At 59.4% G+C, this 14,478-nt stretch carries 14 protein-coding genes; 3 read left to right on the top strand and 11 right to left on the bottom strand.

Annotated features, from left to right (window positions below; translation table 11 throughout):
• Positions 1–83: 83 nt before the first annotated feature.
• The 5 genes from ACA063_RS25680 to leuS form a co-directional block, all read right to left on the bottom strand.
• Positions 84–1,406: a lytic murein transglycosylase gene (locus ACA063_RS25680; RefSeq protein ID WP_497663849.1), complete on the bottom strand. Its 1,323-nt coding sequence runs from the start codon at positions 1,404–1,406 to the stop codon at positions 84–86.
• Positions 1,407–1,468: 62 nt separating this feature from the next.
• Positions 1,469–1,633, bottom strand: a complete 165-nt coding sequence (gene arfA / locus ACA063_RS25675) for an alternative ribosome rescue factor ArfA (RefSeq protein ID WP_052967114.1) — start codon at positions 1,631–1,633, stop codon at positions 1,469–1,471.
• Between the two features lie 109 nt (positions 1,634–1,742).
• The gene (holA, locus tag ACA063_RS25670; protein WP_497663848.1) at positions 1,743–2,780 is read right to left on the bottom strand and encodes a DNA polymerase III subunit delta; all 1,038 of its coding nucleotides are present in this window, start codon (positions 2,778–2,780) and stop codon (positions 1,743–1,745) included.
• A 39-nt stretch (positions 2,781–2,819) separates the two neighbouring features.
• Positions 2,820–3,425: an LPS-assembly lipoprotein LptE gene (locus ACA063_RS25665; RefSeq protein ID WP_497663847.1), complete on the bottom strand. Its 606-nt coding sequence runs from the start codon at positions 3,423–3,425 to the stop codon at positions 2,820–2,822.
• Positions 3,426–3,513: 88 nt separating this feature from the next.
• Complete coding sequence (gene leuS / locus ACA063_RS25660; RefSeq protein ID WP_497663846.1) at positions 3,514–6,120, bottom strand: leucine--tRNA ligase; 2,607 nt, start codon at positions 6,118–6,120, stop codon at positions 3,514–3,516.
• Positions 6,121–6,399: 279 nt separating this feature from the next.
• Here leuS and ACA063_RS25655 point away from each other — a divergent pair, with 279 nt between their 5' ends.
• Entirely contained in the window at positions 6,400–6,720 is a 321-nt protein-coding gene (locus ACA063_RS25655) for a hypothetical protein (protein ID WP_497663845.1), read from the top strand.
• 119 nt (positions 6,721–6,839) lie between these two features.
• Complete coding sequence (locus tag ACA063_RS25650; RefSeq protein ID WP_497663844.1) at positions 6,840–7,601, top strand: YdcF family protein; 762 nt, start codon at positions 6,840–6,842, stop codon at positions 7,599–7,601.
• A gap of 124 nt (positions 7,602–7,725) precedes the next feature.
• Here the strand turns inward: ACA063_RS25650 and lnt are convergent, their stop codons facing one another.
• From lnt to miaB, 5 genes are all read right to left on the bottom strand, one after another.
• Positions 7,726–9,249 (bottom strand): apolipoprotein N-acyltransferase, encoded by a 1,524-nt coding sequence (gene lnt / locus ACA063_RS25645; RefSeq protein WP_497663843.1) that lies wholly within the window; start codon positions 9,247–9,249, stop codon positions 7,726–7,728.
• A gap of 8 nt (positions 9,250–9,257) precedes the next feature.
• A complete protein-coding gene (locus tag ACA063_RS25640) occupies positions 9,258–10,097 on the bottom strand; it encodes a CorC family transporter (protein WP_045062079.1) in 840 nt (279 codons plus the stop codon).
• A 5-nt stretch (positions 10,098–10,102) separates the two neighbouring features.
• Positions 10,103–10,597 (bottom strand): rRNA maturation RNase YbeY, encoded by a 495-nt coding sequence (gene ybeY, locus ACA063_RS25635; protein WP_162439941.1) that lies wholly within the window; start codon positions 10,595–10,597, stop codon positions 10,103–10,105.
• Positions 10,590–11,594: a PhoH family protein gene (locus ACA063_RS25630; protein WP_497663842.1), complete on the bottom strand. Its 1,005-nt coding sequence runs from the start codon at positions 11,592–11,594 to the stop codon at positions 10,590–10,592. Before ACA063_RS25630 ends, ybeY begins: the two co-directional genes overlap by 8 nt.
• A 286-nt stretch (positions 11,595–11,880) precedes the next feature.
• Positions 11,881–13,209, bottom strand: coding sequence for a tRNA (N6-isopentenyl adenosine(37)-C2)-methylthiotransferase MiaB (gene miaB / locus ACA063_RS25625; protein ID WP_169372937.1), 1,329 nt, complete (start codon positions 13,207–13,209; stop codon positions 11,881–11,883).
• 135 nt (positions 13,210–13,344) lie between these two features.
• Here miaB and ACA063_RS25620 point away from each other — a divergent pair, with 135 nt between their 5' ends.
• Entirely contained in the window at positions 13,345–13,674 is a 330-nt protein-coding gene (locus ACA063_RS25620) for a DUF1820 family protein (protein WP_007894425.1), read from the top strand.
• A 227-nt stretch (positions 13,675–13,901) separates the two neighbouring features.
• On the opposite strand, the gene ACA063_RS25615 is transcribed toward ACA063_RS25620, so the two are convergent.
• Entirely contained in the window at positions 13,902–14,450 is a 549-nt protein-coding gene (locus ACA063_RS25615) for a tetratricopeptide repeat protein (protein WP_194692852.1), read from the bottom strand.
• Between the last annotated feature and the right edge of the window lie 28 nt (positions 14,451–14,478).

Here is a 14,478-nt window from a genome sequence, read left to right as displayed (position 1 = left end):
TGATAGTCAGTCTTCGAGGGCAAGCCCGCTCCCACAGGATTAGCGAATAACTTGTGGGAGTCGGGCTTGCCCGCGATGCTGTTTCAGCGGTTACGCAAACCTTCCAGCAACTTGTGCGTCGGATACCCGTCCGCCGGCCAGCCAAACGACTGTTGCGCACTGCGAATCGCCTTGCGGGTGTTGGCACCGATAATCCCGTCAGCCGTGCCCGCATCATAGTTCTGCGCGCTCAACAGGCTTTGCAATTCGATCCGCTCAGTGCGGCTCAATGGCAAATCGTCTTTCGGCCAAGTCCCGCTGATCAGGCCCCCACCGCTGAAGCGTTCCGACAACAAGCTCACCGCCAATGCGTAGGACGACGAATTGTTGTACTTGAGGATCGCGCGGAAGTTGTCGAGCACCAGGAACGCCGGGCCACGATAACCTGCTGGCAGCAGCAGGGCGGCTGACAAGTGTTCAGCCCCGGCTGGCACCTGAGCACCACCAGGCAAGCTCACACCCAGCTGCAGCCATTCGGCGACGCTCTTGCGAATCGTGCCATCCGCCAGAACGTAGTCGAAGCCGCTCGGCAGCTGCACTTCAAAACCCCACGGCTGGCCTTTCTGCCAGCCGGAGCTTTGCAAGTAATGCGCGGTCGAGGCCAGGGCGTCGGCAGGACTGCCCCAGATGTCGCGGCGACCGTCGCCATCGAAGTCGACGGCGTGAGTGTTGTAGGTCGTCGGGATGAACTGGGTTTGACCCATGGCGCCGGCCCAGGAGCCAAGCATCATGTCTGGCTCGATATCACCCTGCTGCAGGATCTGCAGCGCAGCAATCAATTGCGCGTGGGCAAAACCTGGGCGGCGTCCCTCATAGGCCAGGGTTGCCAGGGAATTGATCACTGACTTGCTGCCCTGGAATTGCCCGAAGTTACTCTCCATGCCCCACACCGCGACGAGAGCCTGGCGATCGACGCCGTAGCGCTGTTCGATGCTTTGCAAGATGTCGGCGTACTGGCCGACCAGTGCCTGACCTTTACGTACGCGCAATGGCGACAGGGCGCCATCGAGGTATTCCCACACCGGGCGGGAGAATTCGGGCTGGCTGCGATCGGCGCGGATGACGCTAGGGTCCAGGCTGACATTGGCGAAGGCACGGTCGAAGAGATCGGCGCGGATGCCGGCAGCCAGTGCGTCCTTGCGGAAGCCCGCTTGCCATTCGGCAAAGGTCTGCGTCGGCTGAATATCAAGATTTTCGCCGGTCGGCACAACGGGAGGAATCACCGCTGGGGCTGTCGCGACGGGGCGGGTCTGAAGCGGTTCGGCGTCGGCGGCGGTCGGTTTTTCCGCGCAGGCGACAAGCAATACGAGGCTGGAGGCAGCAATCAATTGGCGTAGGTGCCAACGACGGGAAAGACTAGGGGGCATGCACAGGTCCAGGGAATACGAATCAGGTGCAGACCTTAACATGTTGAGCGTGCGCTTGCCTTTCAGGCCGCCAGAAAGTAAGAAGCCTCCCAGCTATTAGACTGGAAGGCTTCGCGGCGGTAGCTGCCTTTGCCCTTGCCGGCGCGTTCCTGACGGCTGCGGAACAGTGGCTGGGCGATGATGGATTTGGCCTTGTTCGGGCCATTTCTGGATGGCTTTTTGCTCATTATGGTTCTCGCAAGTGAGTGAGTTTTGCGGAGCGAATCATCGGTCGAAATTTGGCTTCTGTCCATAGTGCGAATTGTGGCTTTGTGCAGGAAGCAAGATCTTTTGAATTTATTCGGCAGGCAACGACAACCTTTGACCCGCCATCAACAACGACAACCGACTCAAGCTCATCCACGGCGAACCGGCGGCCTGGCCTTTGATCTGCGCATCGATGCGTTGTGCTTCCAGCAACAGCTGCGCCCAGCGTTGCGCCGAGTAACGTTGCAGGGCTTTGCTCATCAGTGGCTTGCGCTTGTCCCAGACGGGCGGTCGGGCGGAGCTGAACGCCTTGTCCAAAGGCACGCCCTGACTGTATTGCAGCGACAGGTTGGCCAGCAAACGCAACTCTCGAGCCAAGGCCCAGAGAATCACCGGTGGTTCGACACCTTCTCCCCGAAGGCCTTCTAGCATGCGCAGGGCGTGGGCGGCTTCGCCATTTAGAATTGCATCAGTCAGGCCGAACACATCAAAACGCGCACTGTCAGCCACCGCGACCTGAACGGTTTCAACAGTGATCTGGCCACCTTCGGCCATCAGCTTGAGTTTCTCGATTTCCTGCGCCGCGGCCAACAGGTTGCCCTCGACCCGTGCAGCAATCAGCTCAACGGCGTCCTGGCTGGCAGACAGCCCGGCCTGGGACAACCGTTGACGGATCCAGCTTGGCAGCTGATTGGCATCCACTGGCCAGATCTGCACGAACTGGGTCTGCTGACCTTCGACCAGCGCCTTGCCCCACTTGGTTTTCTGAGCACTGCCATCGAGCTTCGGCAGGCTGATCAGCAATATCGTGTCTTCAGCAGGTCGCGAGCAGTATTCGATAAATGCGGCAGCCCCCTTGTCGCCAGGCTTGCCCGAGGGCAGGCGCAACTCCAGCAAACGCTTTTCAGCGAACAGCGACATGCTCGCGCCTGCCTGCAGCAGCGTCCCCCAGTCGAAACTGGCGTCGGCGGCAAACACTTGCCGTTCGTCGAAGCCTTGCTGGCGGGCGGCGGCACGAATGGCGTCGGCGGCTTCCTGGCACAACAGCGGGTCGTCGCCACTGATGATGTAGACCGGCGCAAGTGCGCCTTGCAGGTGTTTACCGAGTTGGGCGGGGGCGAGTTTCATAAGAAAGGGCGAACGGGGCGCCGGAGCGCCCCGTAAGTCTTACTGCTGAGGCAGTTCGAGAGGCGACTGGCGCGGTGTTTGCGCCTCAGCCTTCTGCGCCGCTTCAATGGCCGCGGCTTCAGCCTTGGCTTTGGCGTCGGCGGTCTGTTGCATTTGATCCAGCTGAGCCGGCGTGAGCTGTTGCAGACGGACCATCATGCGTTGAACCAGGTCGCGGCGCATTTCCACGCGAGCGGTATCGGCTTCCTGTTCGGAACCCACCAGGTTGTTACCGTCGTGGATGAACACTTTCTGCACTTCGATCTTGTCATTCAGCAGGTCCACGCCACCTTGGCCGCGGATGTCGTAACTAAGCACCGTGCTCAGCTGATATTCGCCAGTACGGCCGGCACCGGCGTAGCTGAGAATGCGCTGGGTTTCCTGCTCGTCGGTCAGCACCAGCTTGTAAGGTGCACCGGTGACGACTTTGACGCCGCTGCCCTCAAGCACCTGACGCAATTGGGTCACGGTTGGGCCATAAGCGTTACGGGCGCTCAGATCGAGCTCCTTGATCGCCAGTTCAGTGTTGCCGGTGCCGCGCAGCTGGAAACCGCACGCGCTCAACAGGACTGCCAGGCCCATCACCAGCAAATTGCGTTTGATCATCTTGTTGCTCCCCTTGAAACCAGGTGGGCCGATCATGCGGCCCGAAAGGTTTTACTCGGCGCCAGGCTCACCTGGCGCCTGATCCAATTTAGCTGGCGACGATATTGACCAGTTTCCCGGGCACGACAATCACTTTACGAATGGTCAGGCCGTCGACAAAGCGCAGCACGTTCTCATTGGTACGGGCAGCGGCTTCGACTTCTTCGCGCGTTGCGCTGGCCGGCATTTCGATCTGGCCACGCAGCTTGCCGTTGACCTGGATCACCAGCGTCAGGCTGTCCTGCACCAACGCCGTCTCGTCCAGCACCGGCCAACCAGCGTCGATCACGGGTTCAGCGTGACCCAGTTGATTCCACAGTTCGTGGCTGATGTGCGGAGTGATCGGCGCCAGCAGCAGTGTCACGGCTTCCAGACCTTCGTGAACCAGAGCACGGTCCTGGTCGGTGCCTTGTGCGGCTTTTTCCAGCACGTTCATCAGCGTCATCACCTGGGCGATGGCCGTGTTGAATTTGTGGTTCTGGCCGACGTCGTGGCTGGCTTGCTTGATGGCCAGGTGAATCGAGCGGCGAACGGCTTTCTGTTCGTCGTTCAGGCTGGCAACGTCCAGTTTGCCCGGCAGGCCCTGGGTGACGTGCGCTTGAGCCAGACGCCAGACGCGCTTGAGGAAGCGGTGCGAGCCTTCCACGCCGGAGTCAGACCATTCCGCGCTCATGTCAGGTGGCGAGGCGAACATCATGAACAGGCGGCAGGTGTCTGCGCCGAACTGGTCAATCATTGACTGTGGGTCGACGCCGTTGTTCTTGGACTTGGCCATCTTCTCGGTGCCGCCGATTTCTACCGGCAGGCCGTCTGCGATCAGCTTGGCGCTGATGACCTTGGCTTTGCTGTCGCGCTCGAGCTCGACGTCCGCCGGGTTGAACCAGGTGTAAGCACCGTTGGCCTCGCGACGATAGTAAGTCTCGGCGATCACCATGCCTTGGGTCAGCAGGTTCTTGAACGGCTCGTTGGAGCTCACCAGGCCTTCGTCGCGCATCAGCTTGTGGAAGAAGCGCGCGTAGAGCAGGTGAAGAATCGCGTGTTCGATACCGCCGATATACTGATCAACCGGCAACCAGTGGTCAGCCGCGGATTTTTCCACCAGCCCGCCTTCATAGTGTGGCGAGGCGTAACGGGCGTAGTACCACGAGGACTCGACGAAGGTGTCCATGGTGTCGGTTTCACGCTTGGCCGGTGCGCCACATTTCGGGCACTGGCACTCGTAGAACTCGGGCATGCGCGCCAATGGCGAACCGGCGCCGTCCGGAACGACGTCTTCTGGCAGTACGACCGGCAGCTGGTCTTCCGGGACCGGTACATCACCGCAGGTTTTGCAATGGATGATCGGGATCGGGCAACCCCAGTAGCGCTGACGGCTGATGCCCCAGTCGCGCAGGCGGAACTGAGTGCGCGAGGCGCCGAGTTCTTTCTTGATCAGCGCAACTTCGATGGCGTCGAAAGCGCCTGCGAAATCGAGGCCGTCGAACTCGCCGGAATTGATCAGCGTGCCGTGCTCGCCGTAAGCGTCCTGCCAAGGTGCCGGGTTGGTGTCACCGGTGCTGGTGCGAACCACGGATTTGATCGGCAGGTTGTACTTGGTGGCGAACTCGAAATCGCGTTCGTCGTGAGCCGGAACTGCCATTACTGCGCCATCGCCATAGTGCATCAGCACATAGTTGGCGACCCACACCGGGAGTTTCTCACCGGTCAGCGGATGCTCGACGAACAGCGAAGTCGGCAGGCCTTTCTTTTCCTGGGTGGCAACATCGGCCTCGGCCACGCTGCCGCCTTTGCATTCAGCGATGAACGCTTGCAGCTCAGGGTTGTTTTGCGCGGCCAGGGTGGCCAATGGGTGCTCGGCGGCCACGGCCACGTAAGTCGCGCCCATCAGGGTGTCTGGACGGGTAGTGAAGACTTTCAGCGTACCGGCTTCGCCGATGGAATCGACGTTGTACGGGAACTGCACTTCCATGCCGCGGGACTTGCCGATCCAGTTGCGCTGCATGGTCTTGACCTGTTCAGGCCAGCCCGGCAGATCGTCGAGGCTCGACAGCAGTTCATCCGCGTACGCGGTGATCTTGAAGTAGTACATCGGGATTTCGCGCTTTTCGATCAGTGCGCCGGAACGCCAGCCGCGACCGTCGATCACTTGCTCGTTGGCCAGAACGGTCTGGTCGACCGGGTCCCAGTTCACGGTGCCGCTTTTCTTGTAGATCACGCCTTTTTCGAACAGGCGAGTGAACAGCCATTGTTCCCAGCGGTAGTAATCCGGCTTGCAGGTGGTCACTTCACGGGACCAATCCACCGCCAGGCCCAGGCTGCGCAGCTGGGTTTTCATGTAGGCGATGTTTTCGTAGGTCCACTTGGCGGGCGCTACGTTGTTCTTCATGGCGGCGTTTTCTGCCGGCATGCCGAAGGCGTCCCAACCCATGGGTTGCAGGACGTTCTTGCCTTGCATGCGCTGATAGCGGGAGATCACGTCGCCGATGGTGTAGTTGCGCACATGCCCCATGTGTAGCTTGCCGCTGGGGTAAGGGAACATCGACAGGCAATAGAACGTCTCCTTGCCTGGCTGTTCACTGACTTCAAAGGACTTTTGCTCGTCCCAGAACGACTGGGCGGCGGCTTCGATTTCACGGGGCTGATATTGTTCGTGCATGGCTACTTTTGAACTGAATAGGGGTGGCCTAATCCTCTTCAATGCGACGCTGGACGGTGAGTACGCCAAATCGGCGTTTCGGTGTCCAGACGAGCTGGAAGTGGAGTTACAGGAAGCGCCGTAGCATACATGACCGCGCTCTACCGAGGGAAACCCTGATTGCTGCCGCAGATCTTGTGAAACACGCTGCGAGGGCCGTTGGTCGCAGCACTCAGCTGGTTTGATCATGGAAGCTAAGCTCTAAATGGGGAGCAAGACTTATCTTCAATGAGGTGAGGGATGGTTGAGTCACAGCGAAAAGTCACAAAACCGGAGCTGTATGAAAGACTGATCGATCGTCTTGGGATGGCCCTGGACGCGGCAAAAACTGCTAACCGGCTGCGCGATGAGCGCCCCCTGGAGTTGGAACTACGTGGCCTGAGTCCTGCAGAGTTTGCATTGGTCAAAGCGTATCTGGACCGTAGTGAACGTGAAACACAGGGATGCTTGTCAGATGCAGTGAAGCAACTCGACGCACCACGTTCGGCCAAGATCATCTGGCTCAAGGACAAGGCACCTGGCAGGGACGCGGTAAAGGTCCGGTCACTGCAATTCAAATAAGGGCACTTGAGGCGATGTCCCGACTGCTTTTTCAACAGTAGTTCAACGCACAGTCCTTTCGAATATGTTGTCGCAGAGCGTCAACGCACTTAGGCTTCGAGCATCTTTGGAGATGCTCGATGCCTTTTCGTTATTTCGTGAAACAACTTCTGCTGCCGCCCGGCATCCTTTTGCTGCTCCTGGCGCTTGCCTGGTGGTTCCGCCGCTCTAGACCTCGCCTTGCCGGCGTGTGTTTTGCGCTGGGCCTGGGCGGCTTCTGGTTGATGAGTTTGCCGATTGTGGTGCAATGGAGCGCGAATGCCCTGGAGCGAGTGCCCCCATTGGCTCGCGATGAATGGGCGACGCTTGGGCAACGAGCGGACGCCATCGTGTTGCTGGGTTCGGGGCGCGAACGGGGCGATCTGGCTTGGGGCTCGGATCAACCTACCGGCATTGGCCTGGAGCGCGAGCGTTATGCGGCGCGACTCGCCAAGGCCTCGGGGCTGCCGATTCTGACCAGTGGCGGATTGCACTACGACACGCCACCCAGTGAGGCCAAAATAATGGCCGATTCGTTACTGGATGATTTCGGCGTGACAGTGCGTTGGCAGGAAGGGCTCAGCCGCACGACCTGGGAGAATGCGCAGTTGAGTGCGCAGGTCTTATTGCCGCAAGGCATCAAACGCGTGGTGGTCGTGACTCAAGCTGCCCACATGCCGCGATCGGTCTGGAGTTTTGAGAAGGCCGGGTTTGAGGTAGTGCCTGCGCCGGTTGGGTTTCTGGGCGGCGACAATGCCCGACCGTTGGGCGGCTGGATGCCGGAGTTCAAGTCGATCTGGCAGAGCGGCCAGTTGATGAACGAGGCGGTGGGGCAGGTGGGGTATTCGTTGTTTTACCGATAGGGTTGCGCAGCGATAATCTGTGGTGAGGGGATTTATCCCCGTTGGGTTGCGCAGCAGCCCTGAAAATAGGCCTGCTGCGCAGTCCAACGGGGATAAATCCCCTCACCACGAAAGTTTGTCCGCTTCAAACGGTCTTGGCCATCCTGCTCGCAATCAACGCCCAACCAAACAACAGCACGCAGAAGATGACTAGTGGCCACGAGCGCCACTGCAGATACGGCGTCAGGTTGTGCATCGGTACCACTTCGCCGTACAGGATGCCGCGTTCGAATTGCGGGATCTGAGCGGTGATCTGGCCAAACGGATTGATCAAGCCAGTCACGCCGTTGTTCGTCGCACGGATCATCCAGCGGCCGGCTTCCAGCGCGCGCATCTGCGCCATCTGCAAGTGTTGCAGCGGGCCGATTGAGGTGCCGAACCAGGTGTCGTTGCTGATGGTCAGCAGCAGATCGCTGCGCGCCGAAAGGCTGGCGGCGAAGTCCGGGTACACCACTTCGTAACAAATGAACGGGGCGATCTGATAGCCCTTCGCCTGCAACAGAGCCTGATCAGCCGGGCCTCGGGCGAAGTCGGACATCGGCAGGTCGAAGAAAGCTATCAGACCGCGCAGCACGTCCTGAAGCGGTACGTATTCGCCAAATGGCACGAGCTTCTGCTTCAGGTACGTACCGTCGCCTTCGCCGACCACGGTAATGCCGTTGAAAAAACGTTTCTCGTGCCGGACTTCTTCGCGAATAGGTACGCCGGTAATCAACGCCGAATCACGTTCCGCCGCAAACTTGCCCATCATGGTGAGGTAGCCCTCGGCGGACTCCTTGAGCACCGGGACGGCCGTTTCCGGCCAGATCAGCAGGTCCACGCGCTTGGAGCTGAGGCTCATGTCGCGGTACAGCGCCAGTTGCGCGTTCAACTGCGCAGGGTCCCATTTCATGCTTTGTTCGATGTTGCCCTGAATCGCTGCCACGGTCAGCGGCGCGCCCGAGGGGCTGGTCCAGGCATGTTCCTTGAGCGCCATGCCGGCCACCCATGGGCCGATCAACAGCACCGCGCCGGCAGCAATGAAGCCCTTGCGCCCGGTACGAACCAGCGGCAACGCGTTGTAGAGGAGCGCGGCGGTGAGTGCCAGGGTGAACGAGATCAGCCACATTCCACCGAGCGGTGCGAGTCCGGACAAGGGGCCGTCCAGCTGGCTGTAACCGGAATAGAGCCACGGGAAACCGGTCAGGAACCAGCCGCGAAAGGCTTCCTGGCCGACCCACAGGGCCGCGAACGCCAGAGCGTCGGCCAGCGGCGCTTCGTTACGACGCAGCCAGCGCGCCCAAATCCAGGCGGGCAGGGCGAAGAACCAGGCAATGGCCGCCGTGAAAATCAGCATCAGGAAGCCGGCCAGCAGCACTGAAGCACCACCGAAGTGGTGAATGCTGTAGTAGATCCAGCTGGTGCCGGCGCCAAACAGGCCAAAACCGTAACACCAGCCACGGCCCAAGGCCTGGCGGGGATTCAGTTCGCGTAACCCGGCATAAAAGAACCCGACCGCCAGCAAGGCTAACGGCCAGATATCAAACGGCGCCAGGGCCAGGGTAGTCAGTGCACCGGCCACCACGGCCAGCAGGTTACCGGGCCAGCCGGGGCGGGTTACGCGGAGCATGTCAATCCTTAACGGGCAATGGGTGTCAGACGCAGCAGGTGAATCCGACGGCTGTCGGCGTTCAGGATACGGAAGCGATAGGGGCCGATTTCAGTGATTTCGTTGCGTTTAGGCAAGTGCCCGAACGCGCTCATCACCAATCCGCCGACGGTGTCGAACTCGTCGTCGGAGAATTCGCTGTCGAAGAACTCGTTGAAGTTCTCGATCGGCGTCAGGGCCTTGATCAGAAAGTCACCGCTTGGCAGCGGCTTGATGTAGCTGTCTTCTTCGACGTCGTGCTCGTCTTCGATGTCGCCGACGATCTGTTCCAGCACGTCTTCGATGGTCACCAGACCGGCCACGCCGCCGTATTCGTCAATGACGATAGCCATGTGGTTGTGATTGGCGCGGAACTCACGCAGCAGCACATTCAGGCGCTTCGACTCCGGCACGAACGTGGCCGGGCGCAGCAGGTCCTTGATGTTGAAGCTGTCGCCGTTCTCCTTGAGGATCAGCGGCAGCAAGTCCTTGGCCAGCAACACGCCCATCACGTCATCGTGGCTTTCGCCGATCACCGGGTAGCGGGAGTGGGCCGAATCGACCACGGCAGGCAGGAACTCGCGAGGTGTCTGGGTCGCCTTGATGCTGATCATCTGCGAGCGCGGAACCATGATGTCCCGTACTTGCAGGTCAGCCACCTGAATGGCGCCTTCGACAATGGCCAGCGCTTCGCTGTCCAGCAACTTGTTTTGGTGTGCATCGCGCAGCAGCTCAAGCAGCTCCTGGCGGTTTTTCGGCTCGTGGGCAAAAGCCTGGGTGAGCTTACCCAGCCATGACTTCTGCCCGTTGCTCGATCGATCTTCGCTCATAGCGATTACTCTGAATCCTTTGTTGTAACGATAGGGGATGTTTCAATTTCGTCGTCCGCGTACGGGTCCGGATGACCCAGTTCGGCAAGCAACGTTCGTTCCAGTGCTTCCATTTCTTCGGCTTCGTCGTCATCTATATGGTCGTAACCCAGTAGATGCAAGCAGCCATGAATCACCAGATGCGCCCAATGGGCCTTTAGTTCCTTGCCTTGTTCAGCCGCTTCGCGCTCCACCACCGCCACGCAGATCACCAGATCGCCCAGCAGTGGAATGTCGAGGAATTCGTCTGGCACATCGGCCGGAAACGATAGAACGTTGGTGGCGTAATCTTTTTGCCGCCAGGTGTGGTTGAGCTCCCGGGCTTCTTCTTCATCGACCAGGCGAATGGTCATTTCCGAGTCGGCTGTGCGCTGGCGCAGGGCCAGTTCGCACCATTGGCGGAACTCGGCTTCGCTCGGGGCAGACGCTTGGGTAGCCAGTTGCAGATCAAGCTCAAGCATCGCGGCGGCTGTCCTTGGGTGCTTCGTCGGCCACGCGATTTTCGAAGCGCTCGTAGGCTTCGACGATGCGTTGCACCAATGGATGGCGCACAACGTCTTTGGGCTTGAAATGGGTGAAGCTGATGCCTGGAACGTCTTTCAATACTTCGATGACATGGTGCAGCCCGGACTTGGTACCTTTCGGCAGGTCGACCTGGGTGATGTCACCTGTAATGACCGCCGTCGAGCCGAAACCAATCCGCGTCAGAAACATCTTCATCTGCTCGACGGTGGTGTTCTGGCTTTCATCGAGAATGATGAAGCTGTTGTTCAAAGTCCGGCCACGCATGTAAGCCAGCGGCGCGACTTCGATCACCTGGCGCTCGATCAGCTTGGCCACGTATTCGAAGCCGAGCATTTCGTAGAGCGCGTCGTAGAGCGGGCGCAGGTACGGATCGATTTTCTGCGACAGATCGCCGGGCAGGAAGCCGAGCTTTTCGCCCGCTTCAACCGCCGGACGTACCAGCAGGATGCGGCGGATCTGCTCGCGCTCCAGCGCGTCTACCGCGCAGGCAACGGCCAGATACGTCTTGCCGGTACCGGCCGGGCCGATGCCGAAATTGATATCGTTACCGAGAATTTCCTTCACGTAGCGCAGCTGATTCAAGCCGCGAGGGCGAATCATGCCTTTCTTGGTGCGCAGGGCGACGGAGGGTTCGGACGGGGAAACGTTGTCCAGCTCTTCGACGGCCGATTCCTGCAGGAACAGGTGAACCATGTCCGGCGACAGCTCGGTACCTTTGGTTTCTCGGTACAGGCGGCGCAGGAGGTTTTCCGCGGAGGTGGTGTGCTTGGGGTCGCCGATCAGTTCGAACTGGTTTCCGCGGTTGCGGATCTCGATGGTCAGGCGCTGTTCGATCAAGCGCAAATGCTCGTCGAATTGCCCGCACAGATTGGCGAAGCGGCGAGCCTCAAAGGGCTCGAGCATGAAACGATGTGGTTCGATGGGTGCGTTCAAGGTCGTATTTAGCCGCCCTGGGGCAATTAAGATGAAATCAAGGATAACGCCAGTAAGGCGGGTGCGAAAGCTCTTAAATAACGCTGTCGCGTTCGAACCCATTCTCGGTGGCTAAAGGAGCTTATGTGGCGAGGGGATTTATCCCCGATGGCGCGCGAAGCGCACCCAAAGCCAGCGTGCGCGGTACGCCAGAACTACCGGCTTGCAGTTTTGGGTCGGCTGCGCCAACCAACGGGGATAAATCCCCTCACCACAAAAAGCCCCATCCAACAGTTGCAATGTGGTGCTATTGGATCAACGAGCCCCGCAGCGAGTGCGGCTGCGCGGCATCGATGTGCACGTCGGCGAACTGGCCGATCAAGGTCGGATTGTCGCAGCGGAAGTTGACGATCCGGTTATTCTCGGTCCGGCCTTGCAACTCGCCAGGGTCTTTTTTCGAGTAATCGGTCACCAGGATCCGCTGGATCGATCCGACCATCTGTCGGCTGATCTCGAAACCTTGCTGGTTGAGGCGATGTTGCAGCGCATTCAGGCGTTCTTTCTTCAGCGCTTCCGGCGTCTCGTCCGCCAGATCAGCGGCGGGCGTACCCGGACGCTGGCTATAGACAAACGAGTAGGAGAAGTCGAAGCCGACGTCTTCAATCAGCTTCATGGTCTGTTCGAAATCTTTTTCGGTCTCGCCCGGGAAACCGACGATAAAGTCCGAACTGATGCAGATCCCCGGCACGGCCGCGCGCAGTTTGCGCAGCTTGGACTTGTACTCCAGCGCCGTGTGGTTGCGCTTCATCGCTGAGAGAATCCGGTCGGAACCCGATTGCACCGGCAAATGCAGGTGTTTCACCAGTTCCGGGACATCAGCGTGGGCCTGGATCAGGCTGTCGGAGAATTCCAGCGGGTGCGAAGTCGTGTAGCGGATGCGATCGATACCATCGACGGCGGCGACAACCCGGATCAATTCGGCCAGATCGGCCAGACGACCGTCATGGGTGGTGCCACGATAGCCGTTGACGTTCTGACCCAGCAGGGTCACTTCGCGCACGCCGTTCTCGGCGAGGTGGATGATCTCGGCAATCACGTCGTCGAACGGGCGGCTGACTTCTTCGCCGCGTGTATAAGGCACGACGCAGAACGTGCAGTACTTGCTGCAGCCTTCCATCACCGACACATAAGCGCTCGGGCCATCAATGCGCGGCTCGGGCAAATGATCGAATTTTTCAATTTCCGGGAACGAGACATCGACTTGCGGCAGCTTGGTGGCGCGCGCGGCGTCGATCATTTCCGGCAAACGGTGCAATGTTTGCGGGCCGAATACCACGTCGACGTACGGCGCGCGGTCGCGGATGGCGGCGCCTTCCTGGCTGGCCACGCAACCGCCGACGGCGATTACCATGTCCGGGTTGGCCAGTTTGAGTTCGCGCCAGCGGCCGAGCTGGGAATACACCCGGTCCTGGGCGCGTTCGCGAATGGAACAGGTGTTCAGCAGGATCACGTCGGCATCTTCAGCGCGAGCGGTGACTTCCAGGGCCTGGTGTTCGCCCAGCAAGTCGACCATGCGCGAGCTGTCGTACTCGTTCATCTGGCAACCGTGGGTTTCGATGTAAAGCTTCTTGGCCATGGACAGAGTCATCACGTGATTCAAAGAACCGCGCATTATAGGGAACATGTTCCAAGGTTCCTACCGCTGTGCGTCCGGCGGCTATGCTATAGTTCGCGCCCTCATTTTTATCCCCCGATGTGTTGCTCGCCCACCATGACCAAACGTGAAGCTCCAATCTACAAGGTGATTTTTCTTAACCAGGGCCAGGTGTACGAAATGTATGCCAAGCAGATCTATCAAAGTGATCTGTGGGGCTTCCTGGAAGTGGAAGAATTCGTCTTTGGCGAGCGCACGCAAGTGGTCGTCGATCCGAGCGAAGAAAAGCTCAAGGCTCAGTTCGAGGGTGTGGTGCGCAGTTTTGTGCCGATGCACTCGATTGTGCGAATCGATGAAGTGGAGCGTCTCGGTACGCCGAAAATCAGCGAAGCCCGTGGCGCGGTCGGCAATGTCATGCCGTTCCCGATGCCGATGCCTGAGAAGTAGGCAGCAGTCTCGAAGCTGACAGGATGCTCTTCTTGCTAGAGAGTTATTGTGGCGAGAGGACTTATTGTGGCGAGGGGATTTATCCCCGTTGGGCTGCGAAGCGGCCCTGCTCCCGGCAAGTACACTCCTTATGCCAGAACGCGCCCTTGCTTTACGACTACTGCGCAGTCGAACGGGGATAAATCCCCTCGCCACAGAATCCCCTCACCGCAGGGGCCGTGAGTGCGTTAGGGAAGTGGCGAAAACGGCGTACGCCCGTCCGCGCTTTGCAATTCCATCAGGTATTTACGAAAGATCTGCCCGAGCACCTGAGTGGCAACCTCAAGTTCTTCGCGCGGCATTTTTTCGGCCACTTCATCCGCGGTGTCCAGCGCATCTTCTGCGCCATTGACCGCCGCCATCTTCAGCACGATATACGCCTGAACATTATTGGCCGTCACGCCTTCACCGTGGAAGAACATGGTGCCGAGTTTGAATTGCGCTTGGGCATGGCCTTGCAGCGAGGCTTTTTCGAAATAGCTCAGGGCTTGATTGAGGTCGCGCGGCGCATTTTTGCCGTCGTAGTAGAACTCACCCAACTCGTATTGTGCCTGCGCATCCCCTTCATCCGACGCCTTCTGGCAGGCAGCGAGGGCCTGTGCCAGATCTTGCGGCTGAGTATTGAGGGTGCAACGACCCATCGCTGGGATTAACAACGAGTTGCCGCCTGCTTGTACAAGCAAGGGCTGAAGGAGCAACAGGCAGCCCAATGCAAGGGCGCGGCCGGTGCGGTTCATGGGAATCGACTTACCTCTGAAGGGCACG

This window comes from Pseudomonas sp. LBUM1643 (assembly GCF_059716215.1).
The sequence above is the reverse complement of the archived record's forward strand: the minus strand, read 5'-3'. Positions and strand labels throughout refer to the sequence as shown.

Excerpts from the sequence above, each read along its gene's own strand:
- ACA063_RS25640 (WP_045062079.1), bottom strand. The coding sequence starts at position 10,097 with ATGAGCGAAGATCGATCGAGCAACGGGCAGAAGTCATGGCTGGGTAAG.
- ACA063_RS25655 (WP_497663845.1), top strand. The coding sequence starts at position 6,400 with ATGGTTGAGTCACAGCGAAAAGTCACAAAACCGGAGCTGTATGAAAGA.
- ACA063_RS25615 (WP_194692852.1), bottom strand. The coding sequence starts at position 14,450 with ATGAACCGCACCGGCCGCGCCCTTGCATTGGGCTGCCTGTTGCTCCTT.
- miaB (WP_169372937.1), bottom strand. The coding sequence starts at position 13,209 with ATGGCCAAGAAGCTTTACATCGAAACCCACGGTTGCCAGATGAACGAG.
- arfA (WP_052967114.1), bottom strand. The coding sequence starts at position 1,633 with ATGAGCAAAAAGCCATCCAGAAATGGCCCGAACAAGGCCAAATCCATC.
- leuS (WP_497663846.1), bottom strand. The coding sequence starts at position 6,120 with ATGCACGAACAATATCAGCCCCGTGAAATCGAAGCCGCCGCCCAGTCG.
- ACA063_RS25650 (WP_497663844.1), top strand. The coding sequence starts at position 6,840 with ATGCCTTTTCGTTATTTCGTGAAACAACTTCTGCTGCCGCCCGGCATC.
- ACA063_RS25665 (WP_497663847.1), bottom strand. The coding sequence starts at position 3,425 with ATGATCAAACGCAATTTGCTGGTGATGGGCCTGGCAGTCCTGTTGAGC.
- holA (WP_497663848.1), bottom strand. The coding sequence starts at position 2,780 with ATGAAACTCGCCCCCGCCCAACTCGGTAAACACCTGCAAGGCGCACTT.
- ACA063_RS25680 (WP_497663849.1), bottom strand. The coding sequence starts at position 1,406 with ATGCCCCCTAGTCTTTCCCGTCGTTGGCACCTACGCCAATTGATTGCT.
- ybeY (WP_162439941.1), bottom strand. The coding sequence starts at position 10,597 with ATGCTTGAGCTTGATCTGCAACTGGCTACCCAAGCGTCTGCCCCGAGC.
- ACA063_RS25620 (WP_007894425.1), top strand. The coding sequence starts at position 13,345 with ATGACCAAACGTGAAGCTCCAATCTACAAGGTGATTTTTCTTAACCAG.
- lnt (WP_497663843.1), bottom strand. The coding sequence starts at position 9,249 with ATGCTCCGCGTAACCCGCCCCGGCTGGCCCGGTAACCTGCTGGCCGTG.